Annotated in this window: 18 protein-coding genes; 3 read left to right on the forward strand and 15 right to left on the reverse strand. The window is 42.7% G+C overall.

Annotated elements, in window-relative coordinates; genetic code table 11:
- Positions 1–83: 83 nt before the first annotated feature.
- Both PG901_RS00700 and PG901_RS00705 read right to left on the reverse strand, forming a co-directional pair.
- The gene (locus tag PG901_RS00700; RefSeq protein ID WP_201565350.1) at positions 84–1307 is read right to left on the reverse strand and encodes a transglycosylase SLT domain-containing protein; all 1224 of its coding nucleotides are present in this window, start codon (positions 1305–1307) and stop codon (positions 84–86) included.
- A 1194-nt stretch (positions 1308–2501) separates the two neighbouring features.
- Positions 2502–3359 carry a Nif3-like dinuclear metal center hexameric protein gene (locus PG901_RS00705; RefSeq protein WP_271133114.1) on the reverse strand — a complete coding sequence of 286 codons (858 nt, stop codon included), beginning with the start codon at positions 3357–3359 and terminating at the stop codon, positions 2502–2504.
- A gap of 466 nt (positions 3360–3825) precedes the next feature.
- Between PG901_RS00705 and PG901_RS00710 the strand changes: the two genes are divergently transcribed.
- Positions 3826–5154 carry a S1C family serine protease gene (locus tag PG901_RS00710; protein ID WP_201624331.1) on the forward strand — a complete coding sequence of 443 codons (1329 nt, stop codon included), beginning with the start codon at positions 3826–3828 and terminating at the stop codon, positions 5152–5154.
- A 181-nt stretch (positions 5155–5335) separates the two neighbouring features.
- Here PG901_RS00710 and yfaE read toward each other — a convergent pair whose 3' ends face one another.
- The 13 genes from yfaE to PG901_RS00775 form a co-directional block, all read right to left on the reverse strand.
- Positions 5336–5602 (reverse strand): class I ribonucleotide reductase maintenance protein YfaE, encoded by a 267-nt coding sequence (gene yfaE / locus PG901_RS00715; RefSeq protein WP_183617826.1) that lies wholly within the window; start codon positions 5600–5602, stop codon positions 5336–5338.
- A gap of 179 nt (positions 5603–5781) precedes the next feature.
- Entirely contained in the window at positions 5782–6915 is a 1134-nt protein-coding gene (gene nrdB, locus PG901_RS00720; protein ID WP_201565347.1) for a class Ia ribonucleoside-diphosphate reductase subunit beta, read from the reverse strand.
- A gap of 77 nt (positions 6916–6992) precedes the next feature.
- Positions 6993–7334, reverse strand: coding sequence for a hypothetical protein (locus PG901_RS00725; RefSeq protein WP_271133115.1), 342 nt, complete (start codon positions 7332–7334; stop codon positions 6993–6995).
- Between the two features lie 111 nt (positions 7335–7445).
- Positions 7446–9077, reverse strand: coding sequence for a P-loop ATPase, Sll1717 family (locus PG901_RS00730; protein WP_201612330.1), 1632 nt, complete (start codon positions 9075–9077; stop codon positions 7446–7448).
- A gap of 185 nt (positions 9078–9262) precedes the next feature.
- Positions 9263–11539 carry a class 1a ribonucleoside-diphosphate reductase subunit alpha gene (nrdA, locus tag PG901_RS00735; RefSeq protein WP_271133116.1) on the reverse strand — a complete coding sequence of 759 codons (2277 nt, stop codon included), beginning with the start codon at positions 11537–11539 and terminating at the stop codon, positions 9263–9265.
- A gap of 551 nt (positions 11540–12090) precedes the next feature.
- Entirely contained in the window at positions 12091–12471 is a 381-nt protein-coding gene (locus PG901_RS00740; protein ID WP_271133117.1) for a YbeD family protein, read from the reverse strand.
- A 127-nt stretch (positions 12472–12598) separates the two neighbouring features.
- Positions 12599–13297: a class I SAM-dependent DNA methyltransferase gene (locus PG901_RS00745; protein WP_271133118.1), complete on the reverse strand. Its 699-nt coding sequence runs from the start codon at positions 13295–13297 to the stop codon at positions 12599–12601.
- An 86-nt stretch (positions 13298–13383) separates the two neighbouring features.
- Positions 13384–14031: a thiaminase II gene (gene tenA / locus PG901_RS00750; protein ID WP_271133119.1), complete on the reverse strand. Its 648-nt coding sequence runs from the start codon at positions 14029–14031 to the stop codon at positions 13384–13386.
- A gap of 382 nt (positions 14032–14413) precedes the next feature.
- On the reverse strand, positions 14414–15004 hold the full coding sequence (locus PG901_RS00755; protein ID WP_271133120.1) for a TetR/AcrR family transcriptional regulator: 591 nt from the start codon (positions 15002–15004) through the stop codon (positions 14414–14416).
- Positions 14991–16238, reverse strand: coding sequence for a multidrug effflux MFS transporter (locus PG901_RS00760; RefSeq protein WP_271133121.1), 1248 nt, complete (start codon positions 16236–16238; stop codon positions 14991–14993). Before PG901_RS00760 ends, PG901_RS00755 begins: the two co-directional genes overlap by 14 nt.
- Before the next feature lie 249 nt (positions 16239–16487).
- The gene (gene rpoD / locus PG901_RS00765; RefSeq protein WP_201563538.1) at positions 16488–18410 is read right to left on the reverse strand and encodes an RNA polymerase sigma factor RpoD; all 1923 of its coding nucleotides are present in this window, start codon (positions 18408–18410) and stop codon (positions 16488–16490) included.
- Positions 18411–19107: 697 nt separating this feature from the next.
- On the reverse strand, positions 19108–21291 hold the full coding sequence (locus PG901_RS00770; protein ID WP_271133122.1) for a CHC2 zinc finger domain-containing protein: 2184 nt from the start codon (positions 21289–21291) through the stop codon (positions 19108–19110).
- Positions 21292–21469: 178 nt separating this feature from the next.
- The gene (locus tag PG901_RS00775; protein WP_271133123.1) at positions 21470–22642 is read right to left on the reverse strand and encodes an outer membrane protein assembly factor BamD; all 1173 of its coding nucleotides are present in this window, start codon (positions 22640–22642) and stop codon (positions 21470–21472) included.
- Positions 22643–23571: 929 nt separating this feature from the next.
- Between PG901_RS00775 and PG901_RS00780 the strand changes: the two genes are divergently transcribed.
- Together PG901_RS00780 and PG901_RS00785 are read left to right on the forward strand one after the other, a co-directional pair.
- A complete protein-coding gene (locus PG901_RS00780) occupies positions 23572–24639 on the forward strand; it encodes an RluA family pseudouridine synthase (protein WP_442966836.1) in 1068 nt (355 codons plus the stop codon).
- 88 nt (positions 24640–24727) lie between these two features.
- On the forward strand, positions 24728–25624 hold the full coding sequence (locus PG901_RS00785) for a polyphenol oxidase family protein (protein WP_271133124.1): 897 nt from the start codon (positions 24728–24730) through the stop codon (positions 25622–25624).
- Positions 25625–25728 lie beyond the last annotated feature (104 nt).

Consider the following 25728-nt stretch of genomic DNA (forward strand, 5'->3'; position numbering starts at 1 on the left):
ATTGACAAAGTTTTTTATTAACAAGGTTTTATACGTATTGTATTTAGCAGCTTTTACTAGCAGTCTTTTAAAAAGAAAAGCTATTAAACCGTTTGAGTTTTAATGGTCTCAAGATAACTTCTAATATTACTCACATAATGCATCGCTTGACCATAACGGCTATTTGAGGCTCTATTCTCAGATAAGTAGGCATATATATTTGCCCAGCTTTTATCATCGATTCCTTGCGCCCTTAATTTACGCTGGATACTTTTTACCGCATTAGGACCCATGTTGTAACCTGCTAGCGCAAACCATATGCGATCGGTCTTTGGTACATCGGCGAAGTCCTCTTTGACTTGTTCCAAATAACGCGCGCCGCCGCCGATACTTTGGTAAGGGTCAACGCGGTCAGAGACGCCCATCGCTTTGGCAGTATTATTGGTCAGCATCATAATACCGCGTACGCCTGTTGGAGACACAGCATTGGCATTTAGATGCGACTCTTGATAACCCATAGCGACGAGCAGCTCCCAATCATGGTTGTAATTGCGCGCTTGCTCTTGAAACGAAGACTGATAGTCGGGCAGTTTCTCGGTCAAGGTTTTCTTAAAATGGTCTTGGCTATAAGCGTCTTTTAATAAGTTTTGATTATAAAACGCGGCCAGTTTCTGAGTATGCTCAAGCTTCATGCTATCACATAAAAAATAGCTGGCTTTTTGTGATAACGGGTCATTGGCTGAATTAAACGTCCAACTGACTTTAGGATGTAGACCATTTTTGGTCAAGCTGGCGTCATAGCCGCAGCTGACATTGACTGAAGATAAGCTTAATTGGCTTTTTAGTTGGGTGCTGGCAGTGGTCAATGCCATATCGGCATCGCCTGATTTTAACGCTCTTAATGCCGCTTCTTCACTGGCATAAGCTTTTAAATCGATTTTTACTCCAAGCTCGTCAGCATAACTACGCACCAAGTCGTAGCCAAAACCGTGCTGAAAGCCATCAGTCGCAAAGTAGGTGCTATCACCTGGCACGGCAGCAATAGTCAGAGTGTTCTCCAGCATGACATGGTCATAAGCTGGTATGGGTGCGCCCATCGTCATCAGACTCTCAGCAGGTAGAGAGAGCATGGCGATGCTAGATACTTGTGCCAACTTCTTAGTTTTAGAGAAATTAGTTTTGGCAAAACGAGCTACTTTAATAGGTGCAACGACTGGAACGATGTTACTTTTGGTGTGCAGTAGGCGCTTAGATGGACGCAGTAAGTATGAGATACGGCGTTTGGCCCCTTGCGCAGATACTTTCACACGATAAGTAATACGCTGCATGGATGTCTCCTAGTTTTAGCCATCCTGCATACCATAAAAACGCCTCGTCAATTCATGCTGCTTATATATGCTTATCAAAAGCGTATTGCTATATAAGTGGCATAAACTGGCGTTGCATTTTAGATAATATCGCCCTTATCAATAAAGTAAGGAACAATGTCATCTTGTTTACATATAGTGGGGCTAACATGCATTATATAAGCGTTAGCGCTCAAGTCTCTTAATCAGCTAGCCAATACCCAATGTCGTCTTTTTTAAACTTTTTTAAAATAGAAATCATCTTAAACACTATTCTAAAAAAAACGCTCTAAAAAAAAGACGCACAACACCGCGAAGGGTATAAATCGGATGATTCCTTCATCGATGTTAGGGTTGCTACTGAATAAAAGACCCGTTATTCAACTATCGTAAACATAGGTAAGGTCATGAATAAGTTATTGAGACAAAAACGTCGGATAAGTGCGGTACAGCTGCACTTAATCGTTGCAACGCTCATATTACTAACCAGCTACTCTTTAAATAGTTTGTAGTAGGGTAAATGGTGAATAATATGGACTGTCCAGCGATAAAAACAAGCAAACATTCTATCTGACTACTCATTAACAATAAGTAGCAGACAAACTTTGCTTAAGCAGTATCGCGACGCTAAAAACAGGGTGTACTATTTAATTAGAAAGCTATTTAATTAGAAAGCAAATTAATCAAAGAAACTAATTAATCAAAGAAACTAATTAATCAAAGAAACTAATTAATCAAAGAAACTAATTAATCAAAGAAACTAATTAAAAACTAACCATACAAAAATAGTATTTGACTGCTCACTGTCAAAAACCTAATGAATTAAAGATAGGCTTTTAGACGATAAACACTGTTTTAGCACCATAACCGGAAGCTATAAAAATGGGAAGTCTCATGACAAGACGTTCTTTCTTCAGGTACTAATATGCGGATATTCATCATATTATTCAAGTAGGGTTAATAAATTAGCGATAAAACTTAACAATAGCGCTATAAACGGTAAAAAAAGACCGCGTTTTTACTAATCTGCTGACAATAAACGTCACAAAAAGCGATTGCGATAGGGAATAAAGCGCCTGCATGGCGCTTAAAATGTAAAAAATTAGCGTTTAAATAGCGCTGAAACAGCGTTAAAGCCACGAAAATTATTATAAATACGATAAATTGGCTGAATGATTAGACTGGATTATCGATATCTATGAAAGTCACCGGTAAGCCAAATTGCTCAGCAATCAGTTCTCCCAATGCTTGAATGCCGCCACGCTCTGTTGCATGATGGCCGCAAGCAAAATAATCAATACCAAGCTCACGAGCAATATGTGTGGTGCGCTCTGATATTTCACCTGAGATAAACGCATCGCAGCTCATCAGTGCCGCTTGCTCAATCATATCTTGCGCGCCGCCAGTACAGATACCCACCCGTTCGATAAGCCTGTCATTTTGCCCATCAGATTGATTGGTATCTGAAGTTTGATAATGAGCAGAGATATGTAAGGGTAGGCGTCCTAGCGCGTCGGTAATCTGGGTGATTAGACTTTGAGCACTTTGCGGGGTGCAAGTGGCGATATTACCAACCGGATGTGATTCGGTAGGATAAAGCGCGCCAATAATGCTCATATCAAGTAGCTCAGCCAGCTTGGCGTTATTGCCAATGCGAGGATGGGCATCAAGCGGCAGATGATAGCCAATCAAAGAGATGCCATGTTGCATCAGTTTGCGGATACGCTGACCTTTCATACCTGTGATGGGCGCAGGCTCGCCTTTCCAAAAATAACCATGATGCACCATAATGGCATCGGCATTATCAGCAATCGCGGCGTCAATTAACGCCTCACAAGCAGTGACCCCAGTGACGATGCGCTGGATAGGTCGGCCGCCATCTACCTGTAAACCATTGGGCGCATAGTCTTTAAAGGCTGGCGCCGATAGGTATTCGTCACAAAATTCTGTTAAAGCTTGCGCGCTAATCGCCGTATCTGATATCTGGGTTGAAGATTCGCTTGCGGATGGGTTCAAGGTATTGTGCGCGGTCATGGTCTTTCCTTATAATTGTTGCAGTTTTGCACTATATTGGTTATATCATTCGTTTTATAACGGCTTCGATTTTACTGCTTAAATGGTTTAAGTGTTTATAGTAAATAATCAAAATACCAATTTATAAATTATGTATGTTATAAATAATCTGGGTTTCTATCATCACCATTTTAGCATGGCGTTGTAAAAGAGTAGACAAGGCGAATAACTGAAACGGTACACGATGCGTTACTATTTGCCCGTGTTGCCAGTTATAATTTGTATACCTGAGCCTATATGATTCATAGCGCGTATCCTATCTGGTTTTGCGCTCAATCACGGCGGACTACTCAGAAATTTTTTGGCTTATTCATCATTTACTGTTTTGTAAAAACTATTTTTATAAAGCTATTGCTACAAAGCTATTGTTACTTTTACAAAACCATCGTTACAAATACTGTTTCTAAAATAATATAGAGGTTTTTATATGTCGTCATCTCGGAACGCCAATGACAAGGCTGGTCTGGTAAAATGGTTACCTTGGATTTTGTTACTTGTAGTCACTGTAGCATTTATCTGGTTGTTTGCGAGTATGAAGGCGGCATCAGAGCAGGCTTGGGAGCCACCTAGAACCACGCCTGCTGAGCAGCAAGCCTCAGCGCCTGTGGCAGATACGCCAGCGCCGATTTCCTCTTATCATAATGCGGTCGCCCGTGCCTCGCAGTCGGTAGTGAATATTTATACCACCCAAACGATGGCTGAGCATCCTTATATGAATGATCCGGTGTTGCGCCGCTTCTTTGAGTTTCATGGTGGTCCATCACAAGAGCAGGGCAATACCAACTTAGGCTCTGGCGTAATTGTGTCAGAAGATGGCTATATCGTCACCAACGCCCATGTCATCGAAAAAGCCGATGAGATTACCGTTGCCTTTAACGACGGGCGTAAGAGCCGCGCGCAAATCATCGGTACTGATCCTGACAGTGACTTGGCGGTGATTAAAGTCGATATGACGGGTCTGACGCCACTTGGCTTCCGTGAAGATCCTATTCGCGTGGGCGATTTAGCGCTAGCGATTGGCAATCCGTTTGGTGTTGGTCAAACCGTAACCCAAGGGATTATCTCAGCGACAGGTCGTACGGGGCTTGGGGTCAATAAGTTTGAAGACTTTATCCAAACCGATGCCGCTATCAACCCGGGTAACTCAGGTGGCGCGCTGGTGGATGCGCACGGTGAATTGGTCGGCATCAATACGGTGATTTTCTCGCGTTCTGGTGGCTCGATGGGTATCGGCTTTGCCATTCCTACGGCTATCGTTGAGCAAGTGATGAACGCACTGATTAAAGACGGTAAGGTCAGCCGTGGTTGGTTAGGGATTGAGATACAGTCACAATTACGCGACCCAACGCAGCTAGAAACCTCGACTGGGGTAGAAGTGCTAAACGTCGTTCCTAAGAGCCCTGCTGCTAAAAGTGGTCTACGCGTTGGTGATATCGTCCTGACGATTGACGGCGTTGAGATGACGGATGCCAATACCTTGATTCAGTATGTTGCTCGTAAAGCACCGAATACCACGCTCAACGCGCAAATCTTACGCCGCGGTAAAAATGCCCAAGTGAAGATATTACTAGAGGAACGTCCGGCGCAAGAGCCAATGGCGAGCCCTGTCGTGATTCATGATGAAACGCTTGGCGGTATGGAAGATCCAAGTCTACAAGGTGATAGAGCAGAGGTACCTATGATGTCAGAAGCTGAGCGTGACCGTATGCGCGAAGAGCTGCTACAGTTATTTGAAAGAGATGGCGCACCTTTATAGTGCTATGCTTTATAACGTCATGCTCTATACGTAAAGTTTAATCAAAACGGTTTTAGAGTGTTATAAATAATAAAAAAGCGCGTTATCTGTAAGATAACGCGCTTTTTTAATCGGGCTTTTTAAATAACAGCTTTTTTAAACAATGGCTTCTATTAATAGCAGCTTATATTAACAACGGCTGCTATTTTGCAAAAGACTCATCATTGATATAAATCACCCCTTGCACGCGACAGCAGCAGGGCAGGATTTCATCTTTTTCAATCATGGCAAGTGGCTCAAACGGATAATCAATAACGTGTGAGCTGGCGATGCGCTTGATGCGGCAACTGCCACAATAACCTTCCTTACATTGATAATTGATATCATGTCCGGTGCGTAGCAATCCATCGAGCAGACTTTCGTCATCATGCAAGTAGAATTGCTTCTTACTCGTCATTACCCAAGTCATAATTCAACCTTCTCTTAATTTTCCCATCACATTCAAAGTCAATGTGATGGTTCTTTTTAATGATAAAATCTTCCTAAAATAACATTGGCTTAACCTTAAAATAGTAAGGTTAAGCCATTAAAATTACGTGATTAACTTTTAAATCTATTTAAGCCAAAAGCTTTTAAACATCAAAGCTTTTAAAGTTCAAAATCATCAAAGTCGCTGTCTGATAAATCTGAGTCAATTTGACCGACCAAGTACGAGCTGATTTCCGTCTCTTGCGGTGCCACTTGGACATTGTCAGAAGACAACCAAGTATTAATCCACGGAATCGGATTTGATTTAGAGTTCGGGAATGCTACTGGCAAGCCAACCGCTTCCATACGTAAGTTGGTGATAAATTCGATATATTGGCAAAGAATGTCTTTATTGAGACCAATCATTGAGCCGTCTTTGAACAGATAACCGGCCCATTCTTTTTCTTGCTCAGCCGCTTTGGTAAAGATATCAATGCTTTCTTGATAGCACTCATAGGCAATATCGACCATCTCTGGGTCATCTCTGCCATTACGCATCAAGTTTAGGATATGCTGCGTACCGGTTAAATGTAGCGCCTCATCACGGGCGATTAATTTAATAATCTTGGCATTGCCTTCCATCAGCTTACGCTCAGCAAAAGCAAACGAGCAGGCAAACGACACATAAAAGCGAATGGCTTCTAAGACGTTAACCGCCATCAAGCATAAATACAGCTGTTTTTTCAGCGATTTTAAGCTAACGGTCACTTCTTTGCCATTGACGGTATGCGTGCCTGCGCCATACATATTGTAGAGCTGTGAGTTGTAGTACAAGTCATCGTAGTACTTAGCGATGTCAGCCGCGCGCCCTAAAATATGCTCGTTTTGCATGATGTCATCAAAGACAATACCCGGATCATTGACGATATTACGAATGATATGAGTATAGCTGCGCGAGTGAATGGTCTCAGAAAACGTCCACGTCTCAATCCATGTTTCAAGCTCAGGAATAGACACCAGTGGCAATAGCACCACGTTTGGGCTACGACCTTGGATAGAGTCGAGTAGGGTCTGATACTTTAGGTTACTGATAAAGATATGCTGCTCATGTGACGACAGATTGCCATAGTCGATACGGTCGCGTGACACATCGACTTCTTCTGGACGCCAAAAGAACGACAGCTGCTTTTCAATCAATTGCTCAAAGATAGGATGCTTTTGTTGGTCATAACGCGCCACGTTGACCGGCTGACCAAAAAACATCGGCTCTTTTAGCGCATTGTTTGGCGTTTGGGAAAAAATCGAGTAAGTCATAGCTCCACCTTTATAAGTGATACAGTTGTGAATCAAAAGTTTTAAAATGCCACCTGAGAAATACTTTCAAAAGGGCGTTATAAGTTCTCTAAAGATATTTGGGTCGGTTCTTGTCCATCATTCATATAGGCTTTAAAAATCTCGCTAAGCTCACTATCATCCAATCCTTCCAGCTCATCGATAGCGCTCTTACGCAGTATACTTAAATCTACCTCTGCGGCTTTGTGTGCTTCTTTTTTTAGCGGTTTTTTTGCTGGTTTTGGCGCGTCCATCTTTGGCATTGCGCTGCTACTTAATTGCTGACGAACTTCCTCGATATCGACTTCTACTTGGACGATATGCGAGCCACCATCGTTTAGGTCGGAAAATACGTTAGGGATAAACAAACCACCGTCTTTGATGATTGCGGTATATTGCACATGACCTCCGTCGTTTTAGTTCTATCTGTGTGTTTTAATTATGGCGATAAAGCCAAAGTGTTCTAATTATATAAATTTTAAAACATAGGGTTCATGAGAGGTACTCTAAAATTACTGTTCAATATGAAGAGCTTGATGAAACATTTTGTGTATTTTTAAGTGCTTCGCATGACTACATTCAAACTCGGATTTAGAGGATGAGTGTCTGAAAGACCATTCAAAACTATCCGGTAAACTATCTGAAGTACCTATTAAACCCGTACGATAGAAACAGCTTAAAACTTCATAAACAATGTTTTCTTGATATCCGTTACCAATGATATAGTTATTGATAACTTCTGATATTTGGTCATTGATTTTGTGTGTATTAAATAACTCATATAGCTGAAGGATTTTATCTTCTGATAGAACTGCCTTGAAATCATCTATAGATACTATCTCTTTAGCGTTTGACAATATATATATAGTATATTTCAACGATGGATATATATCACACCACTCTTCATGTAAGCTTTTTAATCTATCTTTTGAATATTCCTTTTCTGCTTTGTAAATAGCACTCCATTCTATTAAGCTTTTCTCTGCTGACTGACTTAAACAATAGTTCACGAATTGTAATATATCCCTTGGTCGCCAGAACGTTCGGGTAATTAAATATTGCCAAGAATCTCTATTTCTGACGTTGTTATCAACAGGAAATAAATCTTCAAAAACTATATCTCTATTAGTATATTTGTGTTTGTATAGAAACGTGATACGTTTATCGACGATCTCTTTTAGGTCTTTTTCTGTCCAACTTAAGTCCCATATTAAGGATAATAGTTTATCTTCTTGGAAACCACTAGAACGAGTTTTCTCTAGCGTAAGTTGATACAAATCTAGTCTTAAAGAAACTAATATTTTTACGTTCTCTATCTTTCTGAAGTGTTTTATCTCTTCAATTAGGCTTTTTATCAAACCGTACTTAACTTCTATTGATACCCAATTTTCATCGAGCTTGTCTATCAGCAAGTAGTATTTCTTTTTTTGGTCATTGAAAATATGTCTGTTCATTAAATCAATAACTTTAGAAAGATCTGATATCTGTAAGTCATTAATGATTTTTTGAACCCTACTTTCTACCTGAACTTTTTGTTCTTCTGATAAGCCTTGAGCACCTTCGGCATTTATTTTGTTTTCTAAAAAACCAGCTTCAAAACCAGCCTTCATATCACTTGAGAATTTATTTACAATTTCTTCAATATTTTCAACAGTTTCGATCCAATACTTATCAGACCATTGTTCCAAATATTTCAAAGCAGTTTTTTCCTCAGGACGACGAATCAAATCTCTGAGTTCATTTATAATTTGAGAAAACTTACTCTCATCGTTTAAGTGTGGATATTTGAGCTTAAGGAATTCGACTGTTAAAATATGTCGCCAAAGATATTTATAAAATAGGTCTAAATTAACATTATTCAATGTTAAAAATTTTATGATATTAGAGTTATCAATATATCTTAGAAAGACATCTTCTAAATTGAGTAGTTTTGAGCGTTCTTTATCTACAGCTTCTTTCACTGTCAATAACGATGCAGTTTTACCAGCTCCTGTTCTACCAAGAATAATAGCTTCACTAGCACTTGTATCTATTAGTACTTCTATAAGTCCTTTATCCACATAGCACTCTGCTAGGAACTTAGCATCGCTTTCGGCATCTAATTGACCTATTTTCATGTTAGGTCTTATTTTTATATCTTCCATAATAGTTATTACCGATTATAAGTAATAGTTCATGTAGTGTAACTCCACTACGTCCACTCCCTAGAAAATCTTATAGCAGTAAACAGCGGGCTTAACCAAAAAGCCAAACCCGCCATCCGCCAGAAATTCTATTTAAAGAATTTCTCTTGCGAACCTAAAATTGCAGTGCAATTTTTTAACGGTTCTCAAATCTTACAAGCACCACCAGCACAATCATCTTCCATATCCGCTTGGGCATCGTTCGCACCATCACGGGTGTTATGGTAATACAAAGTCTTCACGCCAAGCTTATACGCCGTCAACAAGTCTTTTAGCAATACCTTCATCGGTACACGCTGACCATCAAAGCGCGTTGGGTCATAGTTGGTATTGGCAGAGATACTTTGATCGACAAATTTTTGCATGATAGCGACCAGCTTTAGGTAACCGTCATTGTTCGGCATTTGCCATAGTAGCTCGTACTGATCTTTTAGCTTGTCAATTTCAGGCACGACTTGCTTTAAGATGCCATCTTTTGACGCTTTGATAGAGACCAGACCGCGTGGTGGCTCGATACCGTTGGTGGCGTTGGCAATCTGACTAGAGGTCTCAGACGGCATCAAGGCGGTTAGGGTAGAGTTGCGCAGACCATGAGTGGTAATCTCAGTGCGTAGCGTTTCCCAATCGAGATGTAGCGGCTCTTGGCAGATTTTATCCAAGTCCTTTTTATAGGTATCAATCGGCAAGATACCTTGCGAATAAGTGGTCTCATTAAAGGCAGGGCACGCGCCTTGCTCTTTTGCCAATTTGTTCGACGCTTTTAAGAGATAGTACTGTAGCGCTTCAAAGGTTTGATGCGTTAGACCAAGCGCGCTGCCGTCTGAATAGCGCACGCCATTTTTGGCTAAATAATACGCATAGTTAATCACGCCAACACCTAAGGTGCGGCGACGCATACTACCATTTTCAGCCGCTTTTACTGGATAGTCTTGATAGTCGAGCAGGGCATCAAGCGCACGGACGATTAATTCTGCTGGCTCTTCGATATCACTAACGTTTTCAACTTTACCTAAGTTGACCGCTGATAGCGTACAAAGGGCGATTTCACCGGTTTCGTCATTGATATTATCAAGTGGCTTGGTCGGTAGGGCGATTTCCATACATAGATTTGACTGGCGAATCGGCGCAACTGTGGCGTCAAACGGGCTATGCGTGTTGCAATGGTCAACGTTTTGGATATAGATACGACCGGTGCTGGCGCGCTCTTGCATCATCAGACTAAACAGCTCAGTGGCTGGAATTTGACGGCTACGAATACTAGGGTCATTTTCATATTTGGTATATAGCTCTTCAAATTCGTCTTGATCTTCAAAGAACGCATCATACAAGCCCGGGGTGTCGCTTGGTGAAAATAGCGAGATATCTTGACCTTTAATCAAACGGGTATACATGGTTTTGTTTAGCTGGACGCCGTAGTCCATGTGACGGACACGGTTGTCTTCAACGCCGCGGTTGTTTTTCAGTACCAATAGCGACTCAACTTCTAAATGCCATAATGGGTAAAATAACGTCGCTGCACCGCCACGGACGCCGCCTTGTGAGCAGCATTTAACCGCAGTTTGGAATAATTTATAAAAAGGAATACAGCCAGTATGCTGCGCTTCGCCGCCACGGATAGGGCTACCAAGGGCGCGGATACGACCAGCGTTGATGCCGATACCAGCACGCTGCGATACATAGCGTACGATAGCGCTGGTGGTGGCGTTGATAGAATCTAGGCTATCACCACATTCGATCAATACGCACGAGCTAAACTGGCGCGATGGCGTACGCACACCTGACATGATAGGCGTTGGTAGAGAGATTTTGAATTGTGAGGTTGCATCATAAAAGCGTTTAACGTAGTCGAGACGCTCTGACTTTTCATAGCTGGCAAACAGACACATACCAACCAACATATATAAGAACTGCGGGCTTTCATAAACGGTCTTGCTGACGCGATCTTGCACGAGGTATTTACCCGCCATTTGCTCGACAGCAGCATAAGCAAGATTCATATCGCGCCAGTGGTCAAGATATTCTTCTAACTCATCAAATTCCGCACGGCTATAGTCAGCTAGGATATGCTGATCGTATTTACCGGCATCAGTTAGCTTTTTAACATGGTCATACAAGTGAGGAGGGGTGAATTTATTATAAGCAATCTTACGTAAATGGAAGATGGCCAAACGCGCGGCTAAATACTGATAATCAGGCGTGGTTTCAGAGATAAGATCAGCGGCAGACTTGATGATGGTCTCATGAATATCACGAGTTTTGATGCCTTCATAAAACTGAATGTGCGACTTTAGCTCAACTTGTGATACCGACACATTATCTAAATCATGAGCAGCCCACTCGATAACCTTGTGAATCTTATCTAAATCAATAGGCTCTAAACGTCCATCACGTTTGGTTACTTGGATTTTATCGATATGTGTCATGCTGACCTCGTAAGTTGATTGCTTGGCAATTAATTTATAATGATGTTTATAATGTTACTTATAGTAATGCGGCGCGGTTAATACCGGCGGGCATTCTTTATCACGCTATCTTTATTACGCTATAACATCCTGTCACGGCAGAGTGTTTTTTTAGGCAAAACGATGCCATTGCTCATAGTGAGGGTTTAAATCACTGAGCACTACATATAGCGTATTTGTTAGTAGGTGGACACAATATAGCGGGAAAATTTTGAAAATGCTATATTGATTTTAGCGGCAAACTATGTTGATGAGAGGGTAAAGCGTGTCCGAATTTTGGCAAAGGACGATGGGATAAGGGTTAGACGCCAATAAGAAAAATAATAAAAGTTTTGTAAAAAATGGCGCGGATTTACTTTTTATTGTTGGCTAAATTAACGAGCGCAAATCTGCTGAATGGCACGCATATTTCGGGTGGTGATTGTACCCCAGCCAATAGAAAATCGCCACCCATATGAGTGACGATTCGGACGAAAAACGGACTGGTTTTTGTTAAATTGATAAAACTATGATTAGACGACCATGCGTACCGTTTTTGCATTATCAAGTGATGCATAAAGCGTGTTCACTTGCTCAACGGTGGTCAAGTATAAATTGGCACGCACCGAATGGAAGCGTCCTGTTTTTGACGGTTTAACTTCCATAGACGCCAAATCAAACTCTGGAAACTGGCTACCAAGGATAAGCTTCACTTCATTGAGTAAGCTATCGTGCTCGCCTTCATGACCGATGATGCTAAGTGGGTAGTTCATTGGGAACTGCCACAGCTCAGGATTTTGTACGTCGGTTTTTTTACCTTTTAAGATACCGTCATTGGCGACCAGCTCAGTGACTTTGACCTCTCTTTTAGGCGTTTGATTTGGATTACTGGTGTCTTTTGGATCATCAGTCATGATGTTGTCCTTATCTTTGTGAAAATATGAGCTTATGGGTTATGCCGATAAGCGCTTTATTTACCATTTATAAGGCCACTCATCATATTATTCAAGGGTCACCAAACGTTAAGCGGTATTAAAATCGTTATTTTTTATAACCACATACCGCCACATAATCGCCGCGATCATAGCCTTCGATGACCTCTTGTACCTTGTCATTGGCATACATAGGGTGGGTCAATAAAGTTTGCGCATATTCGAAATCGACAAAACCATTGGCTTGCATTAACTCGATTTTCTCATCAGAGGTACGCCAGTTTGCTGACTTCACCAGCTCAATAGGGTAAGGGTCAGCAGGGGAGATGTGTTCGAGTAGTGGATGTTCCCACGTATCTACCGCGCTGGCTAAATTGTATAAGCTGGCAAAGCCGCTTTCTTTTGGCACATCAATCAGGATAAGTTTGCCGCCAGTCTTTAGAGCATCAAAGGCTTTTTTGATACAGACATCCAAATCGCTGATATAGCTGACACTGCCATTAAACATGATGATATCAAATTTATTGGGCTCAATCTCGCAGGTTTCGGCAGGGCTGATATCTACCTTCAATCCACGCTTTTCAGCGACTTCAGCCATATCTTTCGATGGCTCGATACCATGCGTGATATGAATGCCGTAATCTTTGGCCAACAGTGATTCGAAAAGACCGCTACCACAGCCGATAGACAATATCTCGCTATCTTTATCTAAGAAGTGAGCGACCAGCTTTAGCTCACTGGTCAGTAAGTTTTGGTTGTCAAAAAACCAGCTGTCGTACGCGCTTGCGTGTTCATCGAATGCTGCCATGGTGTTTCTCCTTGTTGATCGTTATTATTGATCATTGTTTTTGATTTTAGAGGGCTTTTTTAGCATCAAGCTAGATTGAGTATAAGTTAAGACAAATCTAACGCCTGCTGCCAAAAATTAACTTCCATACGTGCGGCGGTATTAAATAACCGTTGGAACTTGTCTGCTTGAGCAGGGCTGGCATCGGCTAATAGCGTATTAATCTGTGCTTCGTTCTGCGCGGTAATCGATAGAAACTCATCACTGGAAAACACATCAATCCATGGTTGATAAGGGTTGTCAGCGATAAAGCCTTGCTCTTTGATATGTTTGCCAATTTCCCCATAGCCCATCAAACAAGGCGCAATAGCGGCATAAAGTTCGGCCAGCGAGCCTGACATCGCAGCGTCTAATATATAGCGACTATAGGCGATGGTGACGGCAGATTCAGGAGCGTTTTCTACTTGTTCAAGTGGGATATTCCACTGATGACAGAAATCCAAATACATAGCGATTTCCATATCGAGCATGGCATTGATACCTGCTTGACCGACACGCATTTGTGCCAGTGTGTCACTCTTATACACGCTCAGCGCCATCACGCGGGTATAGTGAATTAAGTATAAATAGTCTTGCACAAGGTAGTGGCGAAAGCTGTCAGGGGCAAGCGTGCCAGCGGTCAGCTGCTTGACAAAGTCGTGCTGAATGTAATCATCCCATGTGGGACAATTGTGACGTAGCGTTTGGTAATCCATAGTTTTCACTTACTTTTATAAAACGCAAGCAAGCAAATGGCAGAAAACGAGAAGTGATAAGGCACAAAAAATTTGCCAGTCTAGGTTTAATAGATTGGCAAAATATAAAATAAATGTGACTTATATATCGACACGCTTGTTTCCTACGTCAGTGCTAACTGCATCAGGTTCGCGGGTAACTCTCAGCCATGATTTTGATTGTAGTTAAAGCGTCAAAATCAAAGCACCCCGACAAGGTTTGTTTTTTAATAATAAATATAAAATTTAAATGAGTTCGAACTGCTGTTATTTAAGAAGTTGAGCCCTATGATAGGTGAACTCAGCCATCATTAGCAAGTGATGTCCAAATAACCCTCAATAAAAGCAACTTAGATTTAGAAAGTTATTTTTTATCGAGCTGTTCAATAGCAGTGTGATAGAGCATCAGCATGGCTTTAAAACGGCGCTCATATAAGCCTTCTGCATATAGCAGCTCTACACTTAAGCTATCGATTACGCCTAGATAAGCATCGGTATACAGCTCTAGCTGCTCAGAGTCGAGCTGATAAGGCTGTAGAGCCAGCTGTATGTGCTCAGTCAACACCTTTATATAGACATTAAAAGTCGCCGCGCTGGTATCGGTCAGATGCACAGGTGCGGCATAGGCCATGCGAATTAAAAACCGTAAGGTAATTGCGCTTTCATAACGCGCTTCAAAAGCATGGCAATACGCTTCACCGGGAGCAGTAAACTCACTAGTCGTCGCAAAGCATGACTTAATAAACGCACATTCTGACTCGAGAGCATCTTGCAGTAATTCTAAAAATATCGATTCTTTACTGGCAAAATGCGTATAGAGAGAGGCTTTGCGGATGCCCACCGCTTTAGCAATATCACTGAGTGATGCGCCCTCATAGCCATGCATAAAGAAAGGCTCAAACGCAGCATCAATAATACGTTGCTTAGCGCTTGAGCGTGGTTTATGACTTTGCATAGGCCTCCTCTAATGATGGTGTGGCGACAGTGCTATAAGGTTTTAAGCTTCTAGAACCGAGATAGACCAATGCCAAAATAATCGGTCCCATAGCACCTAGCAAGATTAACCAATATAAGGTGTTTATTTCGACCAATTGTCCCGCGATGGGTGTGGCAGTAGATGAGAGTAACATAGGAATGGCGCCCAATAAAGCTGCGCTTGAACCTAAAGCGCTGCGCTGCGAGTCCATTGCAATTGCCATCAACGTCGCTTCTAATACACCAAGACCAAATAATCCCAAGGCAATGCCAGTGACAATGCCGACCAAACCCATCGATAGCAGATAAGCGATGATGCAAACGGCACTACCGAGCATCATGACACCGGCACCGATTAAGGCCAAATGTGACGCCGATATTTTTTTGACCAAATAAGCGGTGGAAGATGCCCCTAAAATTAGACTGATACTCGTGAGGCCAAAGACAAAACCAAATTGCTCTAGGCTAAGACCATAGTCTGTTTGATAGACATAAGCAGAACCACCGATGTAGGCAAACAAAAAGAAATACACCGCAGATAGCGCAAAGAGATTAAAGACAAAGGTTTTGTTCTTTAATATGCCGACATAAATGCCTGTAATATTTTTTATATTTAATTGAATGCGCTTGTCTTTTGGCAAGGTTTCTTTAATATTCAACAGCGTATTAATGAGCACGATGATACCTAACGCCGCCAAAATAAACATGACGCCGCGCCAACCATAATGCGCACCGACGATACCGCCGATTGCTGGCGCGACGATTGGACCTAATGCCACAATGGTATTTAATAAAGCATAAATCTGTGCCGCTTTTGGTCCATCGACTAAGTCGCGTACCATGCTCATCACCACCACGATAGCCATAGAGGCGCCAAGACCTTGCAAGATACGAGCAAAGATTAGGCTTTCAATACTTTGTGCCCACATCGCCCACACGGAAGCGCCAATATATGCCAGCAAGCCTGCAAATAATGGTGCTATTCGCCCTATGGCGTCAGATACGGGACCAAATACCAGCTGTCCTAAACCCATAAAGATAAGAAAGACGGTCAACGTGATTTGTGTGGTGGCGTAGGAAGTATTGAGGTCTGTTGCCATATTTGGCATTGAGGCCAAATACATATCAATCGCTGCAGGGCCAAGCGCCACAATGATGGCAAGAGAGATGACGGTTTTGATACTGATGTGTTTTACATGGGTTTGTTTATTCATAAGAGTGCACTATTAACTATTTATCTATTTAATTTTTTAACTACCGAACGGTAGGTAGTTATACTCGCTATTTTAAATAAAGGCAATATTTTTATGAATTAATTGCTTCTCGTATGCCATAGCGGCTCTATATTTAATAGGTAAAAGCTAATAGCCATTAAATAACAGGCACAAAAAAGCTGAGATATACTCAGCTTTTTTGGTTTGTCACTAGGCGTAATAAGATGTGCTTAGCACATACTCTTTAAATTAGTCATTTTCAAGGAATGAGCGTAAGTGCTCAGAACGTGAAGGATGACGCAATTTACGTAATGCTTTTGCCTCAATCTGACGGATACGCTCACGCGTGACATCAAACTGCTTACCAACTTCTTCTAACGTATGGTCAGTTGGCATATCGATACCAAAGCGCATTTTTAAGACACGTGCTTCACGCTCAGTCAGATTACCTAAGACGTCACGCGTCGCTTCACGCAGGCCAGCTGCGGTCGCATCATCGACAGGGCTTGAGATCGTACCATCTTCGATAAAGTCGCCTAGGTGCGAGTCTTCATCGTCACCGATAGGCGTCTCCATAGAGATAGGCTCTTTGGCAATTTTTAGCACTTTACGGACTTTAACTTCGTCCATCTCTAAGCGTTCGCCTAATTCCTCAGGCGTTGGCTCGCGGCCCATTTCTTGTAGCAATTGACGTGAGACACGGTTTATCTTGTTAATGGTCTCAATCATATGCACAGGGATACGAATCGTGCGCGCTTGGTCAGCGATAGAGCGGGTGATTGCCTGACGAATCCACCAAGTAGCATAGGTCGAGAATTTATAACCACGGCGGTATTCAAATTTATCAACCGCTTTCATCAGACCAATATTACCTTCTTGGATTAAGTCCAAGAACTGTAGACCACGGTTGGTATATTTCTTAGCGATAGAAATTACCAGACGCAAGTTAGCTTCGACCATCTCTTTTTTGGCACGGCGCGCTTTTGCTTCGCCAACCGCCATACGACGGGCGACGTCTTTCATGTCGTGGATTTTCATATCGAGCTGCTGCTCGTAATCACGAATTTTACGTTGCAGTAAAATCACATCGTCAGCAACTTTTTCTAGCGTACCTGCAAAAGCAGGTTTGCCTTTGATGCGCTCAATGAGCCAATCAACGTTGGTTTCATTGCTAGGGAAAGTTTTACGGAATTCATCACGCGGCATACGACCACGGCGAATCACCAAACGCATGATTTGACGCTCTTGCTTACGCACATCGTCATAAACATCATGCATGATAGCCATGACTTGGTCTGACAAGCGATTGTTTAACTTTAACATCATAAAGCGTTCGGCAAGTAAGGCATAAGCAGCATCTGCTTCTACGCTACCACGGCCATAATCAAGCAAGGCTTGTTTGGCTTTAATAAATAAGTGTTCAATCTCTTCTAGACGTAAGCGTACTTCTTCTGGATCGATACCGCCGGTTTCTTCTTCGGCTTCTTCTTCAACTTCAACCTCGTCGTCCTCGTCATCATCGTCAAGCGCAGCTTTGGCATTTGCTTTTGGTTTGATAACTGGCGGATTCTCTTTTTCTTCTTTAATACGCTCGCGTTCTTCTTTCGCTGCTTCTTTTGCCTCTTGGGCGGCGATTTTGTCTTCTTCGGTTTCAGGGTCTAAAAAACCTGTGATGACGTCAGACAATTTTTTCTCGCCATCTTGGACTTTTTGGTACTCGTCAAGGACGAACTGTACCGTACCCGGCCAGTAAGACATCGCATGCTGCACGTCACGAATACCTTCTTCGATACGCTTAGCAATGGCAATCTCGCCTTCACGGGTTAAGAGGTCAACCGTACCCATCTCACGCATATACATACGCACAGGGTCAGTGGTACGACCAGGCTCAGTCTCGACCGAAGCCAAAACCGCTGCTGCCTCATCGGCTGCCATGTCATCATCGCTTGAATCATCGTTCATCAAGATGTCATCGGCGTCGGGCGCAGATTCAAAAATTTTAATGCCAACGTCCGTTAGCATTTGTACGATATCTTCAATCTGATCACTTTCAGTAATAGAGTCGGGCAGTTGGTCATTCACCTCAGCATAGGTCAAATACCCTTGCTCTTTACCCATTTGGATTAAGGTGGCCAGTTGAGATGTGGACTTAGAAACTGACTTATCGTTCATAAATACTCGCTTGCTTGTATCGGACATTTTTATATTGTGACTCGCTATCGCTTACGGGGTGCGTTGATATAATCAATCGATTCATCAAAATATGGCGTAAAGGTTGTCAATAATAACAAAAATGAGTGGATATGAATAAAGGCTCAAAATACTACAATTACAATACTAAAAAACCGCTAAAAATTGGTCATGCGCAAAATACTTCAAAATCATATTACCTAAAAATACAGTTGCCTAAAAATACGGTTATCTGAAAAATACTATTAATTAAAAAACAACCCTAAAAAATACTATGAGCTAAAAAATGGTCATTCAAAAATACAGCGATTTAAAATTTATGTTTTAAAAAGCGCCTTAAAAATGCATACCTAGAGCTGTGCTTTTAGCTAAAATTGTGCTTAATGATGCGGGTTTATCGTCATCTATTAAGTCGGGCTATAAATAGTTAGCGACACAGTTTAACACAGACCAGCGTAATCAAGCACGAGCTAGTGATGCTCGCTGCTATTTATCTAGCATTTATCTGGTATTTATTAATGATATTCCCCATTATTTTTCACCCATTGGTTTTTTATCAGTAGCCTGATTGAGGGCGGTATATGCAACTGGGCATAATCATTAATAGTGGGGGCAACCGCGATGCTTTTAAAGGGTCGCTGCCCATAAATAAAATCTAGGACGTATCCCAGCCTAGCCGTTAAGATTTCACCGTTGCCATTTGTGCCGATTGCTCTGCTTGCTGCGCGCGTAACCAGTCGTTTAATAATTGTGACTGCTTACGGACAATCGCCAGTTTTATATTGTCGGGGTTCTTAACCAAATCTTGGATTTTTTTCTTCATATGACGTTCAATCAACTGGCTGACCAACTCTTCAACCAAACCATCAAGGCTTAAGATATTGCGCGTGGTAAGCGCTTTATAAAATCCGCCCCAATCGCGGCTAAGCGTCTCTTGGGTGCTGGGTTTGACATTGGATAAGATAAAGTGCGCCGCTGCATTGGCGTCTTTAGGCAAATAATTAAGACAGCGCTTAATGGTGCTGACGATATCGAGCAGGGCGTTATCTTGCAGGTCTTCCCATGCCAGTGGACGCAATATATCAGCAGAGGCTTTTTGTTTAATATGCGCCGGCAGCTGCAAATCATTAATACCTGCCTGCTGCCAAATGGCTTCGATAGGGTCATCACTTAAGGCGCGCGGCTGGAATAAAAAACACAGCTGCAATTGCTGACTGATGGTCATATCGCCATCAAAATCTAGCAGCGCGTCTTTGGCATCTTTGTTTTGACTACGTTTACCGCCCAGCTTTTGATAAATGTCATTATTCAAAAGATAGCGGAAACTACTGCCTTTAGGTAGGGCGGTGGTCAATGCGCGCACTTGCGACATAAGCTTGGCTTTACCTTCTGCCAAGGTTAAGTCGTAGCGCTCACTTAAGTAAGCAAAAATATACTGTGATAGCGGCATGGCGGTGGCGATTTGCTCACGCATCGCATCCGCGCCCTGACTTTTTATAAAAGTATCAGGGTCATGATTGTTAGGTAAGGTTAAAAACCGTAGCTCTTTATCATCGCCAAGCACAGGCAGCGCGACTTCAAGCGTGCGCCAAGCGGCCTTTTGTCCCGCGCTATCACCATCGAAGCTTAATGTCAGGGTAGGGTTTAATGTCAACAGCCGTGATATTTGGCTCTCATTAATCGCCGTACCCATAGAAGCTACCGCACCATAAATACCGGCTTGATAAAGAGCAATGACATCCATGTAGCCTTCGACCACCAGCCAGTTATCAGCACGTTGTTGGCGAGATTCGTAATAGCCGTATAGTACGTGCTGCTTATGAAAAACGGGCGAGTCGGACGAGTTGATATATTTGGGCTTTACCTCGTCATCAAGCGCGCGACCGCCAAAACCAATGGTACGACCTTGGTTGTCGCGAATCGGGAAAATAACCCGATCACGAAGTAGGTCGTAATCGCGCCCTGATTCTGATTTGCGCACTAAGCCCAAGGCTTTAAGGCCTTCAATATCTTGCGGGAATTGATGTTCAAGATGCTGCCAACCAAAGGGCGCATAGCCTAAACCAAAGGTGTCAAAGATGTCTTCGGTAATACCACGCGATAAAAAGTAATGCTTGGCATGCGGATGAATAGTGAGATTATGCTGATAAAACTGCTGGATTTGCTCTAGCAACTCGTAAAGGTTGCCGTCTTTATCAGAGACGCTATTATCATCGTAGAGAGCAGTAGTATCAGCATCACCGGTTAACCATGCAGGTGGATAACTACTATTGCCTTGATAGTTGGCATCACCTTGGTAGCTAGTATCGTAGTCATCCATCGCATAAGGAACGGAATCATACGCGTCTAATGGCGGATAATTGTCATAGTTGTCGTTATAAGCTGGCGGCTGCGTATCAGCAGCTGGCACGTTTATGGATGGCTGAGTATAGGCTACGGGCTGGTTATTAGTCGATTGCGGCTGCGTTGCTGCTGCCGATGTTGCTGGCTGAATAGCGGTTTTTGGCTTGGTTTCCGGCTTAGCCTTTGGCTTAATTGGGGCACGCTGATAGCTGACGTTTTGCTGCTCTTCTTTTGGTACTTCGATGCCCGTTTGTTTGGACAGCTCATTAACCGCTTCGATAAAGGTTAAGTTTTCATAATCACGCAAAAAACTGATGGCGTTACCACCGACACTACAGCCAAAGCAGTGATAGATGTTCTTTTGCGGATTGACATAAAAAGACGGTGACTTTTCGCCATGAAACGGACAGCAGCCTTTGTACTCACTACCCGCACGTTTAAGCGTGGTATGACGCCCAATGATACTGATTAAGTCAGCTTGGCTATTTAATTGCTCAAGAATATGGTTAGGAATGCTCATACAAAAAACAGTTTACCATAGGTCAATTATATTAAGCATCGACAATCAGCTAGAAATAAAAACTGAAAGTAGATAAAAAGTATAAGAAGTAAAAACAGAAAAATAAGGCCAACAGAATGTTGACCTTATTTGTGATGATAGGCGCTAAGCGTCTAAAATAGACGAGGGTAGTATCAGTTTACTCCGCAGGTATCGTCGTACGGCGTACAGGATTGGTGTTTTGCGGATCGACATTGGCTTCTCTGGCGGCATCGCCGGTGCTCGATTGGCTCGTCACGCGTTCAGCTGACGCTTCAGGTAGACCTAGACCCATATTAATGCCAGTAGTACGTTTTGGAGACATATTTAACGGGGCGTTAGCATTAGTACTCGCGTTGGCTGCTGCCGCATTGTTGCTCGGCAATCTTAATTGGCTGGCATTACGGATAACTTGAGTTTTGGTGGCACCATTGTAATCGCCTGTCGCAACTGAGGTGTCTTTATTAAAACGGTTCAATTGCCCAAAGGTCAATTTATTCAACAAAGAGCGCTCACGTTTGGTATTCAATTTAACGCGTCCATCAGCGCTTAGCATGTTTGGATAGTTAATCTGCAACAGGGTTTTATATTCTTTAGCCAAGTCATTAAGACCAAGTTTTTCATGGCTATAAGCCAATACCGCAATAGCGTCAGGTACTGATTCGCTTAATGGATAGTATTGGAACACCCACTTGGCACGGTTTACAGCCGCGACATAGGCTTCGCGCTCAATATACCAATTCGCCGCGCTCATCTCGCTTTCGGCAAACTGATTATAGATAAAAGTCATACGCTGAGCGGCATCTGGCGCATAAGGGCTGTTAGGGTATTTATTGATAAGCTCTTGGAAATTGGCAAAGGCAATACGCAAATACGCGGTATCACGCTCAGCTTGATTGAGCTTAAACAGTTTTAAACCTTCTGACGAGCCTTGCATATTGGCCACGCCGCGTACGTAGTAAGCATAGCTGACTTGCGGATTAGACGGGTACAAATTAATAAATTGCTCAGCACTGGCTGCAGCGGTCTCAAACTTGCCACTTTCATATTGAGCGTACATCATATCGAGCAATGCTTGTTCGGCGTATTGTCCGGTTGGGTAAAAGGTGCGCAGATTGGTCAAATCTTCAACAGCTTGCGTATAGCGACCTTTATCAATCTGGGCGATGGCGTCATTATAGTAACGCTGCTCTGACTTCTCAGCAGTTTCGACCGCATCCACGTCTTTACCGCCGGTTAGGTTTTTAAACGTTTGACAACCCACCAAGTTGATGCTTAGGGCAAGTAGGGTGATTGAGGACAGTTTGATAAACGTATTGCCAACAGCTTGCATACTTCTTCTCCGACACAAGACGCGTAATAGCAGCGACGCTATTAGGCTAAATAATAAAAGGATAATAATGAAAAAACGATGCTTGCGGCATCCGTTAACTGTCTATTAATGAGTAGGCGCTATAAATAAGCGCACTCATTAGCAACAGAATTTTTATCGAATACAGTTTTGCTCGTATGAATAAAATATATTTATTTTAAAAATTCAGTGCCATAGCATACAGCAAAACATGGCTTACTTTATAGAATAACCTTTGCTTCGTCTATTTTTTCGTTATCTATTTTGTAGTTAAATGGCGAATGCTTTATGTCTGGTTACGCTAATGCTTTATGTATGGGGGCCATGATGACATTGTTCCGTAGTGTAGCATGAGCCGCTGTCACGAGCGATAATGAATATGGCTGACAGGGGCAAATATACAGTAAATTACAGCCATGTTATATTTTAGAGAGTTAATCTAGCGAGTAACGCCCAATATATGACGGCTGAGAACCTGTCGCATGGTCATGATAAAATCATAGATAACGCGCAGCTTCTGTAGGGCTTAGGCGTTCAGCATGTTACACTATGACGATGTGACTTTTGCTTTTTTTGCCCGCACTTATTTTTGCCGGTTAGCAAGCGTTAGTCTGCTCTCTTATGAGGTCGGCTTACAAAACAATGTAAACGACTTTACCATGTATGAATCCGCTATGAATAATGATGCTATGACGACCAATTTACCTAAGAATCAACCGCTAGATGCTAATATATCAACATCAACATCAGAAACGCTATCTGCGCAAGAGTTATCCGCGCAACAGTTAGCCATGAAAACTTCACCAACGAAAGGTTCACCCGTGCAAAAATCGACGATGCCAAATGAGTTATTAGAGGATAATGAGCTGCTTGCTGACCATGAAAGTGCGACTGATGAGCAGATGCAAGAGCTGTCCGATGATGATGAGCTAGATGAATTGGTGGATGGCGAGCTACTTGATGAAGACGATGAGGACGGCGATGATGCAGCGGCAGTCGCTGGGCAAGCCGTCCCTGTCATCGTTGATGTCACACATACGGTAGTAGAAGAAGAAGCGGGTTTACGTATTGATAAATTGGCGTCAAAAGTATTTACCGATTTTTCGCGTGCCCAGCTACAAGGCTGGATCACTGACGGCAGCTTACTTTATAACGGTAGTGTGCAAAAACCAAAAATCCGTGTCAAAGCCGGTGATATCTTACATTTATCGACGACCCTGCAGCAACATAGCGAAGATCAGCCAGAGAACATCGATATCGAGGTGGTTTATGAAGACGACGATGTTTTAGTAATTAATAAACCTGTCGGTATGGTTGTCCATCCTGGCGCTGGCAATCAAACCGGCACCTTGGTCAATGCGCTACTGTATCACTACCCGCAGCAGCACCATTTGCCACGTGCCGGACTTGTGCACCGTATTGATAAAGATACCTCGGGGCTATTGCTTATCGGTAAAACCAAGCCTGCACAAATGGCATTGATGGAGCAGCTCAAAGACAAGTCCGTCTATCGTCATTATCAATGTGTGGTAGCAGGAGATGCAGCAAGTTTACTGCGTCATCGTCGTATTGACGCGCCCATTGGTCGCCATCGCAATCAGCGTACCAAAATGACCGTGATGACGGCAGGACGCGAAGCCGTTACCCATTTATTAACCGTGACCCCGCTTAACGATAACTACTGTCTGCTAGACGTCAGTCTGGAAACAGGACGTACGCACCAAATTCGCGTGCATCTTAGCCATATTACGTATCCGATAGTTGGTGACCGTGTCTACGGTGGTCGTCGTCAATTGCGTGCCGGTTTAACAGAAGCGCAGCGTCAAGCGATTAATAATTTCCCGCGCCAAGCATTACACGCTTATACCTTGGGTTTCGTTCACCCAACGACAGGCGAAGATATCGAAGTCACCACACCCATCCCTGAAGATATGCAGCAATTGATGGCAGTCTTAAGCGATGGCTATGACGAAGAATAATCATTAATGACTTCATGATGTTTATTTAAAAAGTATAAATTAGCGCTAATGCCCTAATAACGATAATGAGAAGTGTGGTAAATCGACCATGACTAGCACAATAAACAAGCTTCCTATTACCTTGCTCGCTCAGCTTGAAGAAGTGGCTGTTTTCCAAACGGCTGCTTTTATCAGTGACGATAATGTTGACGCTATTGCTGCTAATTTACAAAATAAGCTGCAAACAGACCAGCAAACCCAAGCAAGTTATGGGGCGCTAAATTTAGGCTTGCATGTTAATGACAATGCAAAGACGGTCTTAAACAATCGCATGCATTTGCTGAGCGCTATCAATGAGCAATTGGCAGCAACACAGCGCCAGCCTATTGATAGCTTACACTGGCTCAATCAGGTTCATGGTAAGCAGATTCATGATATCGATGCGACTGCGCTGGCTATGCGTCCGCTCGACGCCGATGCCATGGTCAGCTGCCAAGCGAACTTAGGGCTTGCGGTGATGACCGCCGATTGTGTGCCGATAGTCTTATACCAACCGGCAACGGGGCAGATAGCCGCTATACATGCAGGCTGGCAAGGGCTGGCATGCGGTGTTATTAAAGCGACGGTTGAACGCTTTAGCAGCTCTGAACCAATCATGGCGTGGATTGGGGTTTGTATCAGTCAAGAAAATTATGAAGTCGGCAGGCAAGTACGAGATAAGCTGTTAACAGGTTGTATTGAAAATCAAACCTTAGTGGCGCAGCATCTAGAGAGCTTTGAGGAACGTTACGTCTTAGCTTCTGAAGCGGATAAAATTAAGCTGAACTTACCACAATTAGCGGCTGACCAATTAAAGGCAGCAGGTATTATAGTTAGCAATGAGTTCGCTATACCTTGTAGTTATGCTGACCCGCATTATTATTCTTATCGGCGTCAAACGCATCTTCAGCAGCCTGCGACAGGACGTATGGCATTGGTCATTGTTCGCAGCCTTGCTGTTTCTTGATGCAAACAATTGGCAATAGTTTTTAAGTAATGAAGCGCATTATATTGATGGTGCAATAAAAAATAGCAGGCTTATCATTAGCCTGCTATTTTTTTGTTTTATTA

Origin of the sequence: Psychrobacter sp. ANT_H3, assembly GCF_027919975.1 — a bacterium.
GTDB lineage: Bacteria > Pseudomonadota > Gammaproteobacteria > Pseudomonadales > Moraxellaceae > Psychrobacter > Psychrobacter maritimus.

Excerpts from the sequence above, each read along its gene's own strand:
- PG901_RS00775 (WP_271133123.1), bottom strand. The coding sequence starts at position 22,642 with ATGCAAGCTGTTGGCAATACGTTTATCAAACTGTCCTCAATCACCCTA.
- PG901_RS00770 (WP_271133122.1), bottom strand. The coding sequence starts at position 21,291 with ATGAGCATTCCTAACCATATTCTTGAGCAATTAAATAGCCAAGCTGAC.
- PG901_RS00755 (WP_271133120.1), bottom strand. The coding sequence starts at position 15,004 with ATGCAAAGTCATAAACCACGCTCAAGCGCTAAGCAACGTATTATTGAT.
- PG901_RS00760 (WP_271133121.1), bottom strand. The coding sequence starts at position 16,238 with ATGAATAAACAAACCCATGTAAAACACATCAGTATCAAAACCGTCATC.
- PG901_RS00710 (WP_201624331.1), top strand. The coding sequence starts at position 3,826 with ATGTCGTCATCTCGGAACGCCAATGACAAGGCTGGTCTGGTAAAATGG.
- PG901_RS00740 (WP_271133117.1), bottom strand. The coding sequence starts at position 12,471 with ATGACTGATGATCCAAAAGACACCAGTAATCCAAATCAAACGCCTAAA.
- yfaE (WP_183617826.1), bottom strand. The coding sequence starts at position 5,602 with ATGACTTGGGTAATGACGAGTAAGAAGCAATTCTACTTGCATGATGAC.
- PG901_RS00730 (WP_201612330.1), bottom strand. The coding sequence starts at position 9,077 with ATGGAAGATATAAAAATAAGACCTAACATGAAAATAGGTCAATTAGAT.
- rpoD (WP_201563538.1), bottom strand. The coding sequence starts at position 18,410 with ATGAACGATAAGTCAGTTTCTAAGTCCACATCTCAACTGGCCACCTTA.
- PG901_RS00785 (WP_271133124.1), top strand. The coding sequence starts at position 24,728 with ATGACTAGCACAATAAACAAGCTTCCTATTACCTTGCTCGCTCAGCTT.
- PG901_RS00745 (WP_271133118.1), bottom strand. The coding sequence starts at position 13,297 with ATGGCAGCATTCGATGAACACGCAAGCGCGTACGACAGCTGGTTTTTT.
- nrdA (WP_271133116.1), bottom strand. The coding sequence starts at position 11,539 with ATGACACATATCGATAAAATCCAAGTAACCAAACGTGATGGACGTTTA.
- PG901_RS00705 (WP_271133114.1), bottom strand. The coding sequence starts at position 3,359 with ATGACCGCGCACAATACCTTGAACCCATCCGCAAGCGAATCTTCAACC.
- nrdB (WP_201565347.1), bottom strand. The coding sequence starts at position 6,915 with ATGACTTACTCGATTTTTTCCCAAACGCCAAACAATGCGCTAAAAGAG.
- tenA (WP_271133119.1), bottom strand. The coding sequence starts at position 14,031 with ATGGATTACCAAACGCTACGTCACAATTGTCCCACATGGGATGATTAC.
- PG901_RS00700 (WP_201565350.1), bottom strand. The coding sequence starts at position 1,307 with ATGCAGCGTATTACTTATCGTGTGAAAGTATCTGCGCAAGGGGCCAAA.